Source organism: Curtobacterium sp. MCBD17_021 (genome assembly GCF_003234525.1).
Lineage (GTDB): Bacteria > Actinomycetota > Actinomycetes > Actinomycetales > Microbacteriaceae > Curtobacterium.
The window spans coordinates 96,412-111,430 of sequence record NZ_QKTS01000011.1 but is presented as its reverse complement, the minus strand read 5'-3'; the positions used below and the strand labels follow the sequence as shown (position 1 = coordinate 111,430).

At 71.9% G+C, this 15,019-nt stretch carries 16 protein-coding genes; 6 read left to right on the top strand and 10 right to left on the bottom strand.

The window, feature by feature from the left end:
• The first annotated feature begins 90 nt into the window (after positions 1 to 90).
• Positions 91 to 705, top strand: coding sequence for a carbonic anhydrase (locus DEI83_RS11250; protein ID WP_111082044.1), 615 nt, complete (start codon positions 91 to 93; stop codon positions 703 to 705).
• Positions 706 to 868: 163 nt separating this feature from the next.
• The gene (locus DEI83_RS11245) at positions 869 to 2,281 is read left to right on the top strand and encodes an aspartate ammonia-lyase (protein WP_111082043.1); all 1,413 of its coding nucleotides are present in this window, start codon (positions 869 to 871) and stop codon (positions 2,279 to 2,281) included.
• Between the two features lie 77 nt (positions 2,282 to 2,358).
• On the opposite strand, the gene DEI83_RS11240 is transcribed toward DEI83_RS11245, so the two are convergent.
• From DEI83_RS11240 to DEI83_RS11230, 3 genes are all read right to left on the bottom strand, one after another.
• Positions 2,359 to 3,747, bottom strand: coding sequence for a PhoH family protein (locus tag DEI83_RS11240; RefSeq protein ID WP_375334663.1), 1,389 nt, complete (start codon positions 3,745 to 3,747; stop codon positions 2,359 to 2,361).
• Between the two features lie 299 nt (positions 3,748 to 4,046).
• Positions 4,047 to 5,159, bottom strand: coding sequence for an aminotransferase class V-fold PLP-dependent enzyme (locus DEI83_RS11235; RefSeq protein WP_111082042.1), 1,113 nt, complete (start codon positions 5,157 to 5,159; stop codon positions 4,047 to 4,049).
• Between the two features lie 154 nt (positions 5,160 to 5,313).
• Positions 5,314 to 6,099, bottom strand: coding sequence for an isoprenyl transferase (locus DEI83_RS11230; RefSeq protein WP_258371174.1), 786 nt, complete (start codon positions 6,097 to 6,099; stop codon positions 5,314 to 5,316).
• A 76-nt stretch (positions 6,100 to 6,175) separates the two neighbouring features.
• Between DEI83_RS11230 and DEI83_RS11225 the strand changes: the two genes are divergently transcribed.
• Positions 6,176 to 6,895 carry a hemolysin III family protein gene (locus DEI83_RS11225; RefSeq protein WP_111082040.1) on the top strand — a complete coding sequence of 240 codons (720 nt, stop codon included), beginning with the start codon at positions 6,176 to 6,178 and terminating at the stop codon, positions 6,893 to 6,895.
• Between the two features lie 84 nt (positions 6,896 to 6,979).
• On the opposite strand, the gene DEI83_RS11220 is transcribed toward DEI83_RS11225, so the two are convergent.
• Together DEI83_RS11220 and mca are read right to left on the bottom strand one after the other, a co-directional pair.
• Complete coding sequence (locus DEI83_RS11220; RefSeq protein ID WP_111082039.1) at positions 6,980 to 7,285, bottom strand: hypothetical protein; 306 nt, start codon at positions 7,283 to 7,285, stop codon at positions 6,980 to 6,982.
• On the bottom strand, positions 7,282 to 8,172 hold the full coding sequence (gene mca, locus DEI83_RS11215) for a mycothiol conjugate amidase Mca (protein ID WP_111082065.1): 891 nt from the start codon (positions 8,170 to 8,172) through the stop codon (positions 7,282 to 7,284). The genes DEI83_RS11220 and mca overlap by 4 nt, the downstream gene beginning before the upstream one ends.
• A gap of 36 nt (positions 8,173 to 8,208) precedes the next feature.
• Here mca and DEI83_RS11210 point away from each other — a divergent pair, with 36 nt between their 5' ends.
• Both DEI83_RS11210 and greA read left to right on the top strand, forming a co-directional pair.
• Positions 8,209 to 8,727, top strand: coding sequence for a DUF4307 domain-containing protein (locus DEI83_RS11210; protein ID WP_181431187.1), 519 nt, complete (start codon positions 8,209 to 8,211; stop codon positions 8,725 to 8,727).
• A 102-nt stretch (positions 8,728 to 8,829) separates the two neighbouring features.
• Entirely contained in the window at positions 8,830 to 9,318 is a 489-nt protein-coding gene (greA, locus tag DEI83_RS11205; protein ID WP_111082037.1) for a transcription elongation factor GreA, read from the top strand.
• Positions 9,319 to 9,325: 7 nt separating this feature from the next.
• Here greA and DEI83_RS11200 read toward each other — a convergent pair whose 3' ends face one another.
• The 4 genes from DEI83_RS11200 to DEI83_RS11185 all read right to left on the bottom strand — a co-directional run bounded on the left by DEI83_RS11200 (position 9,326) and on the right by DEI83_RS11185 (position 13,026).
• Entirely contained in the window at positions 9,326 to 9,826 is a 501-nt protein-coding gene (locus DEI83_RS11200; protein ID WP_111082036.1) for a SoxR reducing system RseC family protein, read from the bottom strand.
• Positions 9,823 to 10,368, bottom strand: a complete 546-nt coding sequence (locus DEI83_RS11195; RefSeq protein WP_146243317.1) for a hypothetical protein — start codon at positions 10,366 to 10,368, stop codon at positions 9,823 to 9,825. Before DEI83_RS11195 ends, DEI83_RS11200 begins: the two co-directional genes overlap by 4 nt.
• 110 nt (positions 10,369 to 10,478) lie before the next feature.
• Positions 10,479 to 11,723, bottom strand: coding sequence for a threonine ammonia-lyase (gene ilvA, locus DEI83_RS11190; RefSeq protein ID WP_111082064.1), 1,245 nt, complete (start codon positions 11,721 to 11,723; stop codon positions 10,479 to 10,481).
• 46 nt (positions 11,724 to 11,769) lie between these two features.
• Positions 11,770 to 13,026 (bottom strand): AI-2E family transporter, encoded by a 1,257-nt coding sequence (locus DEI83_RS11185; protein WP_258371173.1) that lies wholly within the window; start codon positions 13,024 to 13,026, stop codon positions 11,770 to 11,772.
• Between the two features lie 94 nt (positions 13,027 to 13,120).
• Here DEI83_RS11185 and DEI83_RS11180 point away from each other — a divergent pair, with 94 nt between their 5' ends.
• Positions 13,121 to 14,329: a winged helix-turn-helix domain-containing protein gene (locus DEI83_RS11180; protein ID WP_111082033.1), complete on the top strand. Its 1,209-nt coding sequence runs from the start codon at positions 13,121 to 13,123 to the stop codon at positions 14,327 to 14,329.
• 30 nt (positions 14,330 to 14,359) lie between these two features.
• On the opposite strand, the gene DEI83_RS11175 is transcribed toward DEI83_RS11180, so the two are convergent.
• On the bottom strand, positions 14,360 to 14,941 hold the full coding sequence (locus DEI83_RS11175) for a LemA family protein (protein ID WP_111082032.1): 582 nt from the start codon (positions 14,939 to 14,941) through the stop codon (positions 14,360 to 14,362).
• Between the last annotated feature and the right edge of the window lie 78 nt (positions 14,942 to 15,019).

Genomic DNA, 15,019 nt, shown 5'->3' with positions numbered 1-15,019 from the left:
CTCGTCGACGAGCAGCACCGGACCGATGCCAGCGACACGACCGACGACACACCGACCCCGAGAACCCGAACGCCCGAGGAACGACACACGATGACCGACCGCGCCGCCTCCACCCCCGCCGACGCCCTCCGACTCCTCGTCGACGGCAACGCACGTTTCGCCGCCGACAAGCGTCGCACCGGGCGGATCGACCCCGAACGCCGTTCCGAGCTGCAGGGCTCGCAGTCGCCGTTCGCCACCGTCCTCGGGTGCTCCGACTCCCGCGTGCCGTTCGAGCACGTGTTCGACGCCGGCATCGGCGACGTCTTCGCCATCCGGAACGCCGGTCAGATCGTGGACGAGGTCGTGCTCGGATCGATCGAGTTCGCCGTCGTCGCCCTCGGGACCCCCCTGGTCGTCGTGCTCCGGCACACCAAGTGCGGAGCGGTCGCCGCGGCCCGGTCCGGCGAGCCCGTGCCGGCCCCGCACCTCCAGGTCCTCGTCGACGCGATCGCGCCGAGCGTCGAGCGCGTCCGGGCGACGGACCCCGACCTCCCGCAGGAGTCCATCGGGGCGGCGCACCTGGAGTCCAGCCTGAAGGCGATCCTCGACCGCTCCGGCGCCGTGTCCGACGCCATCGCGGAGGGTAGGTTGGCCGTGGTCGGCGCGACCTACGACCTCACCACGGGCGAGGTCACGATCGACACCGTCGTCGGACAGGCCTGACCCGCACGGCCCCGGCCCGCGCCGAGCAGCGCAGGCGGACGCCACGGGAGCGGACCACGCTCCGACGACGACACCGCCCCGGCAGCGACGAGCCGCCGGACGGACACCGACACCGCCGCGACCGCGACCCGGTGCGAGCACCACGAGGAAGGACCACGACGACGTGACCGACACCACCACCCCCGCTGACGGCGAGTTCCGCATCGAGCACGACACGATGGGCGAGGTGCGGGTCCCCGCGTCGGCGCTCTACCGTGCGCAGACGCAGCGGGCCGTGGAGAACTTCCCGATCTCGGGCACGGGCCTCGAGTCGGCGCAGATCGTGGCCCTCGCCCGCATCAAGCGCGCCGCGGCGCTCGTGAACGGCCGCCTCGGCATCCTCGACGACACCGTGGCCCGGGCGATCGCGACCGCTGCGGACACCGTGATCGGCGGCGAGCACCACGACCACTTCCCCGTCGACGTCTACCAGACCGGCAGCGGCACCTCGTCGAACATGAACATGAACGAGGTCCTGGCGACCCTGGCCTCCCGGGTCGCGGGCACCGAGGTGCACCCGAACGACCACGTCAACGCCTCGCAGTCGTCCAACGACGTCTTCCCGACCTCGGTGCACGTCGCGGTCACGGACGCCCTCATCCGGTCGCTCGTGCCGTCGCTCGAGCACCTGGCCGAGTCCCTCGAACGCAAGGCGTCCGAGTGGGCCGGCGCCGTGAAGTCCGGGCGCACCCACCTCATGGACGCGACGCCCGTCACCCTGGGGCAGGAGTTCGGCGGGTACGCGCGGCAGGTCCGCCTGGGCATCGAGCGCGTCAACGCCACCCTCCCCCGCGTCGCCGAGGTCCCGCTCGGCGGCACCGCGGTCGGCACCGGCATCAACACGCCGAAGGGGTTCCCGCAGCAGGTGATCGCCCAGCTGGCCGACGACACCGGTCTGCCGATCACCGAGGCCCTCGACCACTTCGAGGCGCAGGGCGCACGCGATGCGCTCGTCGAGGCGTCCGGTGCCCTCAAGGTCATCGCGGTCAGCCTGACGAAGATCAACAACGACCTGCGCTGGATGGGCTCCGGTCCGAACACGGGCCTCGGCGAACTGCACATCCCCGACCTGCAGCCCGGGTCGTCGATCATGCCAGGCAAGGTCAACCCGGTCATCCCCGAGGCCACGCTCATGGTCGCCGCCCGGGTGATCGGCAACGACGCCACGGTCTCGTGGGCCGGCGCCTCGGGTGCGTTCGAGCTCAACGTCGCGATCCCCGTGATGGGCACGGCCCTGCTCGAGTCCATCCGCCTGCTCGCGAACAGCTCGCGCGTCCTCGCCGACAAGACGATCGACGGACTGCAGGCCGACCTCGAGCGTGCGCGGGCCTTCGCCGAGTCGTCGCCGTCGATCGTCACGCCGCTCAACCGCGTCATCGGGTACGAGTCGGCGGCGAAGGTCGCGAAGCACGCGGTCGCCGAGGGGATCACGGTCCGCGAGGCGGTCGTCGCCCTCGGCTTCGTCGAGCGAGGTGAGGTCTCCGAGGAGCAGCTCGACAGCGCCCTCGACGTGCTCAGCATGACCCGTCCCGCCTGACCCGCCGGCTTCCCGGCGTCGGACGGGAGGCCCGGTGCCGGTCCGCACCGCGCCTCCCGTCCGCGGGTCGGCCGCCGCTACGCCAGGTCCGGCGAGTCGAGCATCTCCGTCACGAGCGCCGCGATGGCGGAGCGCTCCGACCGCGTCAGTGTGACGTGCGCGAACAGCGGGTGCCCCTTGAGGCGCTCGATCACCGACGCGACCCCGTCGTGTCGGCCGACCCGCAGGTTGTCCCGCTGCGCGACGTCGTGGGTGAGCACCACGCGCGAGTTCTGTCCGATCCGGGACAGCATGGTGAGCAGGACGTTGCGTTCCAGGGACTGCGCCTCGTCGACGATGACGAACGCGTCGTGCAGCGACCGGCCGCGGATGTGTGTGAGCGGCAGGACCTCGAGCATGCCGCGTTCGACGACCTCGTCGAGCACGTTGTCGGAGACGAGCGCCCCGAGGGTGTCGAAGACGGCCTGTGCCCAGGGGTTCATCTTCTCGGAGGCGTCGCCCGGCAGGAACCCGAGCTCCTGCCCGCCGACGGCGTAGAGCGGCCGGAACACCATGATCTTCTTGTGCTGCTGACGTTCCAGGACGGCCTCGAGTCCGGCACACAGGGCGAGCGCCGACTTGCCGGTGCCGGCGCTGCCGCCGAGCGAGACGATGCCGATCTCCGGGTCGAGCAGCGCGTCGATCGCCAGGCGCTGCTCGGCGGAACGCCCGCGGAGCCCGAAGACCTCGCGGTCGCCACGGACGAGCGACACGGCGCCCGCCGAGTGCACCCGACCGAGGGCCGAGCCGCGCTCGGAGTGGATGACGACGCCGGTGTTGACGGGGACCCCGTCGAGTTCGGCGGTGCGGATCTCCTCGGTCTCGTAGAGGGCCGCGACCTGGTCACCGGACACCTGCAGGGTCGTGATGCCCGTGTAGCCGGTGTCGACGGCGAGTTCGGCGCGGTACTCCTCGGCGGCGAGGCCGATGGACGCCGCCTTCACCCGGAGCGGCAGGTCCTTCGAGACGACGACCACGTCGAGGCCGTCGTTCGCCAGGTTGGAGGCGACCGCGAGGATGCGTGAGTCGTTGTCGCCGAGCTGGAGCCCGGAGGGCAGGACCGACTGGTTGGAGTGGTTCAGCTCGACGCGCAGGGAGCCACCGTCACCGACCGAGACCGGGAAGTCGAGGCGCTCGTGTTCGATGCGCAGCTCGTCGAGGATCCGCAGCGCCTGCCGGGCGAAGTACCCGATCTCCGGGTCGTTGCGCTTCGACTCGAGTTCGCTGACGACCACGACGGGCAGGACCACCGCGTGCTCGTCGAACCGGAACAGGGCACGCGGATCGCTGAGCAGCACCGACGTGTCCAGCACGTACGTGCGCTGGGCGACCGGCGTGGACGAGTCCGCGGCCCGGCTGCGCGCAGCGGTGGGCTGCGGCGAGGTGGACGACGTTCCGCGAGAGACGTTCTGAGAGGTCACGACCACTCCATCCCCGGGCCGCGCTCGGCCCGGTCATGTCCTTCGACGCGGCCACTGGAGCGGTCCCGGAGCACCGACCGTGGCCGCTCCGACCGGGCGCGTTGCCCGATGTCGCCAAGCTACGACGACGGCGCGCAGGGCACCAGCGACACGCCTGATCCGGCGGTTACGGTCGTGTGTCGCCCGGCTGAACGTCCGGGAGGCGCGGGGCGGCACCGGCACGTGCCTCCCGTCAGCGCCGCGACACCACTCGGCTGACGGGGCGACGTGACCGATCGGCGGGACGGCGGTGCCAGCGGGCGGCGTCAGCCCGTCGTGGCGTACGAGACGCAGGCGTCGCGGAACATGCCGAGCGTCTCGTCGGTGGTGGACGCGAACACGGACACCCGCACCTCGCCGAGGCGGGCGGTCGCGGTGACACCGTGGTTGTGCAGCGCCGCGCTGAGCGCCGTGAGTCGGCCCTGCGTGGGTCGGAGCACGACGATGCCGGCGCGCTCCCGGGGGTCGCGGCTGGACTCCACGGGCAGCCCGAACTCGTCCGCGATCTCGATGACCCGGTCGACCCGGTCGGCGACGCGCTCCTGCACGGTGCCGACGCCGACGGCGGTGAGCCGTTCGAGGGACACGGCGAGGCGGGCCTGGGAGACGGGGTCGATCCGCGACATGGTGAAGGCCGCGGCACCGGGGCGGACGCTCGGCACGTCGGTGGGCCAGCCGGCGGTGCCGTGCGGGCCGGAGAGGGCCGGTCGGATCCGTTCGAGGGCCCGGTCGCTGAACGACGCGAAGCCGGTGCCCCACCCGGCGTGCAGCCACTTCTGGCCGCCGGTGGCGACGACGTCCGCCACCTCGTACGGGGCGTCGACGACGCCGAAGCCCTGGATGGCGTCGACGATGAGCAGGCGGTCGCCGATGACCTCCCGGATCGCGGCGAGGTCGGCGAGGTACCCGGTCCGCCAGTCGACCAGCGACAGGGCGACCGCGGTGACGTCGTCGGAGAGCCGCTCGCGGATCAGCTCGGGGGTGAGCCAGCCGGCACCCGACTCGATGACGACGGGCTGCACCCGGCCGCCGGTCGCCGAGGCGGCGCTCGCGAGCGCGAGTGGCAGCGACGGGTACTCGTCCGCGGCGACGAGGACCCCGCCCGTCAGGCCGAACGCGGTGTGCAGCAGGCCGGGCGTCGTGGCCGGCTGGGAGACGACCTGGTCCGCGCGGCGACGGACGAGCCGGGCGGCCACGGCGCGCACCCGGGCGTCCTGCTCGTCGAGCGTCTCCATCGCCCCGAAGCGCATGTGCTCCTGGATGTGGCCGAGGACGCGCTGCTCCTCGAGGACGGCGGTCTGCACGGGGCCGAACGCGGCGTGGTCGAGGTAGCCGGGCTCCTCGGCGAAGCCGGCGACGTACTCGTCGATCGTGGTCACGGGGTGCACCTTCCAGTGGGCAGAACCCTGTGAGCCTACTGGGACCCGTCCATGCGGTCGAATGCAGTCCGCGGAACGCCAGGAGCAGGAGGCCGACGCCCGGCGGGCTCGAGCGGGGATCGTTCCCTGTGGAGGGACTCAGACCGCGGCTCGTTCAGCCTCCGAACCGCCGCGACCGCAAGCCGAAGTCGCGGACCGCACGGAGGAAGTCGACCTCGCGCAGGTCCGGGTAGAACGCCTCGACGAAGTAGAACTCGCTGTGGGCGCTCTGCCAGAGCAGGAAGTCCGACAGCCGCTGCTCGCCCGAGGTGCGGATCATGAGGTCCGGGTCCGGCTGGCCCTGCGTGTACAGGTGGTCGCCGATGAGCTCGGGGGTGAGCACCTCGGCCAGGGTGTCGAGCGTGCCGCCGCCCTCGCCGTGCGACCGAACGATGCTCCGCATGGCGTCCGCGATCTCACGCCGACCGCCGTACCCGACCGCCAGGTTGATGTGCAGCCCGGTGTGGTCAGCCGTGCGCTCCTCGGCGCGCTCGAGCGCCGCGACGAGTTCCGACGGCAGACCGTCGTTCGACCCGACGTGCTGGACACGCCACGTGCGGTGGTGCGAGAGCCGCTCGGCCAGGTCGGCGATGATCCCGACGAGCTGGTCGAGCTCCTCGCCGCCACGACCCTTCAGGTTGTCGGCGGACAGCAGGTAGAGCGTGACGACCTGGATGTCGAGGTCCTCGCACCAGGACAGGAACTCGGGGATCTTCGCGGCGCCGGCCCGGTGGCCGTGCGCCGCCGTCTCGAGCCCGAGCTGCCGGGCCCACCGACGGTTCCCGTCGACGATCATCGCCACGTGCTTGGGCTTCTGCGCACCCTCGATCTGGCGACGGATGCGGTTCTGGTACGCACGGTAGAGGAGCCCACGCCCCGCCCATCCCAGCTTGCCCGTCACGCGTCGACTGTAGTGCAAGCACCCCTCGGGAGGACTCCCAGCCGCTCTTCCGTGATCCGGTCGTAGCGTCGAGGGCATGCAGTCAGACCAGGACGCGCCAGCACTCCCCCACGTCCCGTTCACGGAGGAGGCCACCGCCGCGGCCACGATCACCTCCGACGCGCCCCGTCCGGCCTGGCGGGGCTGGATCCACGCCGGCACGTTCCCGTTCGCCGTCGCGATGGGGATCGTGCTCATCTCGCTCGCGGCCACCCCGGCGGCGAAGGCGGCGAGTGCGGTGTTCATGACGACGTCGATGGTCATGTTCGGCGTCTCGGCGACCTACCACCGGTTCCCCTGGGGACCCGTCGTCAAGCGCGTGCTGAAGCGCATCGACCACACGAACATCTTCCTGCTCATCGCCGGCACGTACACGCCCGTCGCCGTCTGTGCGCTGCCGCACGCGCTCATGGTCGTGGTGCTCTGGGTGATGTGGAGCGGGGCGCTGCTCGGTGTCGCCTTCCGCGTCTTCTGGATCGGTGCGCCGCGGTGGCTGTACGTGCCGTTGTACCTGGCGCTCGGCTGCGCGGCGTTCCTCATCCTGCCGCAGCTCTTCGCGGCGAGCGTGCCGATGACCGTGCTCGTGCTCGCCGGCGGGGTGGCGTACATCCTCGGCGCGGCCGTCTACGGCTTCAAGCGCCCGGACCCCTCGCCGACGTTCTTCGGCTTCCACGAGGTCTTCCACGCCCTCACGGTCGTCGCCTTCGCCGCGCAGTGGGCCGGCATCCTCGTGATCGCGCTCGACCCCGTCCGCTGAGCCCCGCCCGGGTCGCCGCACCACACGACGGACGGGAGGCTCCCCACCAGCTGCTGGGGAGCCTCCCGTCCGTCGTGGGTCGCGTCAGCCGCGCTCGGTGTCGTCGCCGACGTCGGCGCGGCCGTCCTCGGCCGCCCGCCGGGTCGGCTCGTCGGTCGCGGCGCCGTCGGAGCGGCCGTCAGCCACCTCGGCCTCGAGGCGCTCCCGCACCTCGGCGCGGTAGCGGGTGCGGCGGATGCGGCGGGTCATGTCCAGCACGAGCAGGATCGTCACGATCGCGACGACCGCGATGGCGACGAAACCGGCGACCCCGGGAGTGACGTCGACGTCGGGGACGCCGCTCGGGCTGGGGCTGGGGGTGGCGGCCAGTACCGCGGCGATGGTGCTCACGCGTGCGCGTCCTCTTCGGATGGGATCCCTGCGAACAGGTCGGACTCGGGGAGCTCGGTGGGCACACGGGCCTCGACGAGCTGGTAGTCCTCGGTCGGCCAGACCTCGGCGAGCAGGTCGTTCGGCCAGTAGAAGAACGGGCTGTCGGGCGGCACCTGGCTCGCGTGGGCGCGGAGCGCGGCGTCCCGGGCGTCGAAGTACTCGTGCACGTCGACGTGGGTCGTGGCGAGGTCCGGCCGGTCCGCGAACCGGGCCACCCACTCCCCGAGCTGCTCGATGAGCGGGCTCTCCGGGTCACGGGCGCGGAGTGCGTCGTAGAACGCGGAGAAGCGCCGTGGGTTCATCGTGCGCTCGTAGTACAGCTTCGAGACGGACCACGCCGGACCGGCCTCCGGGTACGCGTCCGGGTCGGCGGCGTCGCGCCACGCAGCGACCGAGACCTCGTGCGTCCGGATGTGGTCGGGGTGCGGGTAGCCGCCGTTCTCGTCGTACGTGACCAGGACGTGCGGGCGGAAGCGGCGGATCACCCGGACCAGCGCCGCGGTGCTGTACTCCAGCGGGACCGTCGCGAACGTGCCGGGTCGGACCGTCTCGCCCTTCTCGGCGTCGGGCAGACCGGAGTCGTGGTAGCCGAGCCAGACGTGGTCGATACCGAGAGCTGCCTGCGCGGCGGCCATCTCGGTGCGGCGGAAGCCGGCCATGTCCCGGTGCGCCCGGGCCTTCGCCGCGTCGGGGAGCTGCTCGTTGAGGATGTCGCCGGCCTCGCCCCCGGTGCACGAGACGACGAGGACCTGCGCGCCGTCGGCCACGTACTTCGCCGCCGTGGCCGCGCCCTTGCTCGACTCGTCGTCGGGGTGGGCGTGCACGGCGAGCAGACGATGGGGCACAGCGTTCCTCCACTGCTCACGGACCTGGGGTCGCGGGTGGCGCACGGCGAGCGTGAACTACCCTGGGATCAGGATAATCACCCCGGGAGCCCCGAACTGTCCGATCAGCACCACGCCCCAGCAGCAGGGCCAGCAGCAGCCGGCAGCGCAGGCCTCGACGACCGCGCAGCGCTCGACGACCGCTACGGTCGGAACGCCGACACCCGCCGTCGCGGGAAGCTGCTCGGGATCGTCATCGCGGTCGCGATCGCCGTGGTGTTCGCCGTCTGGGTGATCTGGGCCGGCCCCGGGCAGACCGACCACGGGCTCGACACCGACGACGTCGGGTACGAGGTGGTGTCGGACCACGAGGTCGTCGTGCACACCCAGCTGGCGGTCGACCCCGGGACGAGCGTCGAGTGCGCGGTCCAGGCGCTCGACAAGGCGTACACGATCGTCGGCTGGCGGGTCGTGACGGTCCCCGCGGACGACCAGCGCAGCCGCTCGATCTCGACGCCGGTGAACACCACGACGCGTGCCGTCACCGGCTTGATCCACTCGTGCTGGGTTCCCTAGACTGCTCGGAATCACGATTCGAGACCGGCCGCCGGCCGGTCTCGATTCTTTTGCGCCACACGCCGTGACCGGTCCTGACCGTCCCGGCCGAAGGGAAACGACATGAGCAACGACACGCAGGGCACCTGGCTGACCCAGGAGGCGTTCGACCGTCTCACCGCCGAGCTCGAGCAGCTCACCGGCCCGGCCCGCATCGAGATCGCGAGCCGCATCGAGGCCGCGCGTGAAGAGGGCGACCTCAAGGAGAACGGTGGCTACCACGCCGCCAAGGACGAGCAGGGCAAGATCGAGGCCCGCATCCGCTCCCTCACCGAGCTCCTCAAGCACGCCACCGTCACCGAGGCCGAGTTCGACGGCACCGTCGAGCCGGGCACGGTCGTCACCGCCACCATCGCGGGCGACCCCTCGACCTTCCTCGTCGGCAACCGCGAGATCGTCGCCGAGGGCTCCGACCTCACCGTCTACAGCCCGGTGAGCCCCGTCGGTGCCGCGATCGTCGGCCTCCGCGCGGGTGAGAAGACGATGTACACCGCACCGAACGGCAAGGAGATCGCCGTCGAGGTGACGAAGGTCGAGCGCTACGAGCCGTAGCGCTCGCTCAGCGTGCGGGCAGGGCGTTCCAGACCTCGGCCCAGACCGCCTCGAACCCCACGGGGTCGGTCCTGCCCGCACGGAGCTCGTCCTCTCCGGACGACAGCGCGCCGAGGGCCACGGCCATCAGTCGGGCGTCACCGTGCACCTCCGGTCGGCCGTTGCCGTGGAACGTCGTCACGGTGAGCGCCCGGACGAGTGGCCGCACCCGACGCGTCGCCCACCGCAGCACGAGGAACCCCAGCGCGTACCCGACCAGGCCGACCACCGCCCCGAGCGCGGGTGCAGCGGTCCACGTCACCGCCACGACGCCGGTGAGGACCAGTCCGGCGAGGGGCCACGAATGCGCCGCCCGGAGCAGCGCGCGCTCGCGCCGGTCGGTGCCCGGCGGGTAGACCACGAGCGTGCGGGTCGCCCACATCGTCCGGCCGACCGGGCGGACGTCGAGCCGACCCCAGCGGTGCGGTCCGTCGACGACCCGGGTCCGGACCGCGCCGACGACGGTCACCGGGACGCTCCGGTGACCGGCACGACCGCCGCCACCTCGCGGTGCGTGAGCGCTCGGCGGCACGGGAAGCACACGAGGTCCCCGACCGCGACGTCGGCCGGCACCACGAGCACGGCGGCGTCTCCGGCGGCGGGGTACGCCTCGGTCGCGGCTCCGACACCCGGGAGGGCCATGACCACGGCCGCCGTCCGGGGCGCGGTCGAGCGGCGTCCGATGAGCCGTGCCTCGTCCAGCACCGCGCAGTCGGGCAGCACGGCGTCGAGTTCGAGCACGAGCCCGGTCGGTGTCCGGCGCACGCCCGTCACCGCCGCGACCGCGACGCTCATCCCCCGCGGTGTCCAGTCACGGGGACGGTAGCGGGGCGGTGACTCCTCGGCCGTGTGCACGCACGGTGTCCCCGCCACGTCGGCGAGACGTGACATCGACACGGCGCTGACCCGGACGTCATCGCAGGTCGGCTCGGTGTGTACGGGCCAGGCCGCCGCGTCGAGCGGGTCGGGGATCGTCGCCCGGAGCGACGGGAGGATCGCGGTGAGGGTCATGCCGACGAGCCTCACTCCCGTGGCGCCCGTCGGCGCTGCTCCTCACGGGTCGCTGACGCCCCGCCGGCCGATCCGTGCACGCCGCTGACGCTCCGGCGAGCGGCGACCGGTCAGTTCGTGAGCTGCTCCGGACGGAAGCCGGCCTCCTGCAGTCGGGCCATCACCTCGTCGGCGTGGCCGGGGCCGCGCGCCTCGATCGACAGGTCGAGTGCGACCTCGCTGATGACGAGTCCCTGGCCGTGACGGGTGTGCAGGACCTCGACGACGTTCGCGCCGGCGTCCGAGATGATCTGCGAGACGCGGGCGAGCTGCCCGGGACGGTCCGGCAGCATGATGCGGATGCCGATGTACCGGGACGCGGCGACCAGGCCGCGTGTGATGATCCGCTCCATCATGAGCGGGTCGATGTTGCCACCGCTCAGCAGCACCACGGTCCGCCCGGTGTCGTGCACCGCGCCGGACATGATGGCGGCGACCCCGACGGCCCCGGCAGCCTCCACCACGAGCTTCGCGCGCTCGAGGAGCACGAGCAGTGCCCGTGCGACGTCGTCGTCGGAGACCGTGACGATGTCGTCGACGAGGTCGCGGATGATCGGGAAGTTCATGTCGCCCGGACGGGCCACGGCGATCCCGTCCGCGATGGTCGGCGTCGTCGTGATCGTCACCGGCTCCCCCGCCTCGATCGACGACGGGTAGGCCGCGGCGTTCTCGGCCTGCACGCCGATCACCCGGATGTCACGACCGAGGCGCTCGGCCATCCCCTTCACGGCGATCGCGATGCCGGAGATGACGCCGCCACCACCGATCGGCACGACGACGGTGTCGACGTCGGGCACCTGGTCGAGCATCTCGAGGCCGAGCGTGCCCTGACCCGCGATGACCGCGGGGTGGTCGAACGGCGGGATGAAGACCGCTCCGGTCCGGGCGGCGAAGTCCTTGGCGGCCGAGAGCGCCTCCTCCACCGAGTGCCCGCGGAGCACGACGTCGGCCCCGTACCGGCGCGTGGCCTGCAGCTTCGGCAGGGCGACGCCGACGGGGGTGAAGATCGTGGCGGGGATGCCGAGCTCGCGTGCGGCGAACGCGACCCCCTGCGCGTGGTTGCCGGCGCTGGCGGCGACGACCCCGGCCTCCCGCTGCTCCGGGGACAGCGTCGACAGCCGGTTGTAGGCGCCGCGCACCTTGTACGCACCGGTGCGCTGCAGGTTCTCGCACTTGAGGTGCACGGGCGAACCGAGCAGCCCTTCGAGGAACTTCGACGTCTCCATCGGGGTGACCCGTGCGACTCCGGCGATCGTCTCGCGCGCGGCCTCGATGTCGGCGAGCGTCGGGATCGGGGGCGCAGTCGTGTCGGTCACGGTCCCATCATCCTCGGTCACGGCGCGGTCGGGTGCCACGTGACGCTCAGTTGGTGCTGGCGGTACCGGGCTCCGCCGCGGGCTGGGCATCGCTGCCCGGTGCCGGCACGTCGTCGCCGACCTGGTGACGGCGCCGTCGGAGGAGCTGGATCCGGCCGTGCTGGCCACGCTTCGGGGTGGCCTCGAGCACGTGGTCGGAGTCGAGCCCGCGCCACCGGCCGCTGGCGATCGTCGTCACCATGGCGTTGAGCGTCGCGATCAGCGGGACCGCGAAGAACGCCCCGGCGATGCCGGCCAGCCCGGAGGCCGCGGTCACGCCGAGCACGACCGCGAGCGGGTGCACCTTGACCGCGTTGCCCATCACGAGCGGCTGCAGGATGTGCCCCTCGATCTGCTGGACGAGCAGGACGACCGCGAGCACCAGGACCGCCGCGAGCGGACCGTTGAAGATCAGCGCGACGAAGACCGCCAGGAAGCCGGTGACGATCGCACCGACGACGGGGATGAACGCACCGAGGAACACGATCGCGGCGATCGGGATGATGAGCGGCATGCCGCCGAAGAACAGGCCGACGATGAACGCGCCGAGTCCGATGCCGACGGCGTCGACGAACGCCACGAAGATCTGCACGCGGATGAAGCTCGTCAGGGTGATCCAGCCCGCGACGCCCGCCCCGTCCACGGTGGCCCGGGCCTTGCGTGGGAAGAGCCGCACGGTCCAGCGCCAGACGTTCTTGCCGTCGACGAGCAGGAAGATCGTGGTGAACAGGATGATGAAGAGCGCCTCGAACACGTGCGTCGCGCTCGACCCGGCGCTCGCGACCCCGGACAGGATCGTCCCGGTGTTGTCCTGCACCCACTTCGTCGCCTCGTTGATCCAGGTGTCCACGTCCGCCTGTGAGATCCCGAACCCGGAGGTGAGCACGAACTCCCGGACGTTGGCGAACTGGGACACGGTGCGGTCCCGGAGCGAGGGGTAGGACGCGATGATCTGGTCGATGACGAGCCAGAGCAGGCCCGTCACCGCGGCGAGTCCCGCGAGCAGGCTGAGGACGATGGCCAGCCACTTCGGCACGTGGTGGCGTTGCAGCCAGTTCGAGACCGGCACGAGCAGCGCGGAGATCACGATGCCGATGAGGAAGGGGATGAGGATGTCGCTGAACACCGTCATCAGCCAGACGAAGAGCGCGATCACGCCCGCGACGACGAGCACCCGCCACGAGAACGCGCCCGCGATGCGCATGCCGATCGGCACCGAGTCCTCGACCACGGGGTCGGGATGCGTCTTCTTTCCCCAAGCCATGCGCACACTGTATCCACGGCGTGCCGGGCGAGTACCGGACGCGGCATGTGTCCGGCGACGGAACGCTGTCGGCCGCGCTCGGTAGCGTTCCCCCATGGTCAGGACCACGCTCTCCGCCGCCGAGGCCCGCCGTGTCGCCCTGGCTGCCCAGGGGTTCGGTCGAGCCCGCCCCGAGCCGGTCTCGGCACGGACGGTGTCCGCGGGCGCAGCCCGGCTGGGCCTGCTGCAGATCGACTCCGTCAACGTCTTCGAGCGCAGCCACTACCTGCCGCTGTTCGCCCGGCTCGGCGCCTACGACAAGGGGGCCCTGGACCGGTTGACCCTCACGCAGCGCAGCCCGTGGCTCGAGTACTGGGCGCACGAGGCCGCGTTCGTCCCACGCGACGACCTCCGCCTGTTCCGGTGGCGGATGGACGCGTACCGGGAGCGCGATGCGACACGACCGAACCGGGTGGCCGGGGTCGAGCGCACCGCGCGGGTCCGTGACGAGCTCCTGACGATGCTCGCGGCCGAGGGCCCGATGCCGGCGAGCGCGGTCGAGCACGAGTCGAACGTCCGACGCGGTCCCTGGTGGGGGTGGAGCGACGTCAAGCACGGTCTGGAGCAGCTCTTCCGCTGGGGTGACGTCGTCAGTGCGGGCCGCGCGGGCTTCGAGCGGGTGTACGCGTTGCCGGACCAGGTGTTGCCGACCGGGTACTTCGCGACCGCGCCGGGTCGAGCCGACGCCGTTCGGGAACTCGTGCGCCGGTCGGCCCGCGCTGTCGGCGTCGGTACCCGGGCGGACCTGGCGGACCACCACCGGTTGCGTGCGGACGACACCGCCGCGGCGATCATCGAGCTCCAGGACGCCGGGGAACTCGTCCCGGTCACGGTCGAGGGCTGGCGGGACCCGGCGTGGATGCACGTCGACGCCCGGGTGCCCCGACGGATCGACGCCGATGCGGTGCTCAGCCCGTTCGACCCCGTCGTGTGGTTCCGCCCGCGCGCCGAGCGACTCTTCGGCTTCCACTACCGGATCGAGATCTACACACCGGCACCGAAGCGGGTGTTCGGCTACTACGTCCTGCCGGTACTGCAGGACGACGCACTCATGGGTCGCGTCGACCTCAAGAGCGACCGGCAGCGCGGCGTGCTCCACGTCCGCACCGCGTGGCACGAGCCCGGCTCGGTGGTGGACGTCGGCCGGCTGGCGGCGCTGCTGCGTCGGACCGCGGCATGGCAGGGGCTCGGGGACATCGAGGTCACCGACCGCGGCACGGCGGCACCGGCACTGGCCGCAGCGCTGGGCGTCCGCCCGCGCTGAGCCGTCCGGGTGGCCGGCCGCGGATCGCCGTCAGAACTGCACGCGCGGGGGCTCGGCGATCGCGGCCGGTTCGGCGGTCTCGAAGAACGGCGCCGGGCCGACGCCGCGGCTCTTCGCGAACGTCGACGTGGGGAACGATTTCACCTTGGTGTTGAGTTCGCGGACGCCGCCGTTGTAGTGCCGGCGGGCGGACTGGATCTTGTCCTCGGTGGAGACGAGCTGCGACTGGAGCTCGAGGAACGCCTGGCTCGACTGGAGCTGCGGGTAGTGCTCCGCGACGGCGAAGACGCCCTTGAGCGCCTTCTGCATGTGTCCCTCCGCGGAGGAGGCCGCGACGGCGTCCCCGGCGGCGAGCGTCTCGGTGCGGGCGTCGGTCACCGCAGCGAACACGGACTTCTCGTGCGAGGCGTACCCCTGCACGGTGCTGACGATGGTCGGGATGAGCTCGGCACGCTGCTGCAGCTGCTCCGCGATCTCCGACCACGCGCTGTCCACCCGACCCTGCAACGCCACCAGGGACTTGTGACTGACCCAGAGCCAGATCCCGATCACCACGAGGACGACGACCACCACGCCGATCACGATGAGTGTCGTGACGAGTCCGGTGTCCATTCGGGCGTACTCCTTTGCGCGTCGGGTCGCGGTCGTGCCGGGCCCCTGCGGGTCCGTCGGGTCGGACCAGGACGGTCC

What these genes read in the sequence shown, in the direction of transcription:
- greA (WP_111082037.1), top strand. Translation starts at nt 8,830, where the DNA reads ATGAGCAACGACACGCAGGGCACCTGGCTGACCCAGGAGGCGTTCGAC.
- DEI83_RS11185 (WP_258371173.1), bottom strand. Translation starts at nt 13,026, where the DNA reads ATGGCTTGGGGAAAGAAGACGCATCCCGACCCCGTGGTCGAGGACTCG.
- DEI83_RS11250 (WP_111082044.1), top strand. Translation starts at nt 91, where the DNA reads ATGACCGACCGCGCCGCCTCCACCCCCGCCGACGCCCTCCGACTCCTC.
- DEI83_RS11180 (WP_111082033.1), top strand. Translation starts at nt 13,121, where the DNA reads ATGGTCAGGACCACGCTCTCCGCCGCCGAGGCCCGCCGTGTCGCCCTG.
- DEI83_RS11225 (WP_111082040.1), top strand. Translation starts at nt 6,176, where the DNA reads ATGCAGTCAGACCAGGACGCGCCAGCACTCCCCCACGTCCCGTTCACG.
- DEI83_RS11175 (WP_111082032.1), bottom strand. Translation starts at nt 14,941, where the DNA reads ATGGACACCGGACTCGTCACGACACTCATCGTGATCGGCGTGGTGGTC.
- DEI83_RS11195 (WP_146243317.1), bottom strand. Translation starts at nt 10,368, where the DNA reads ATGACCCTCACCGCGATCCTCCCGTCGCTCCGGGCGACGATCCCCGAC.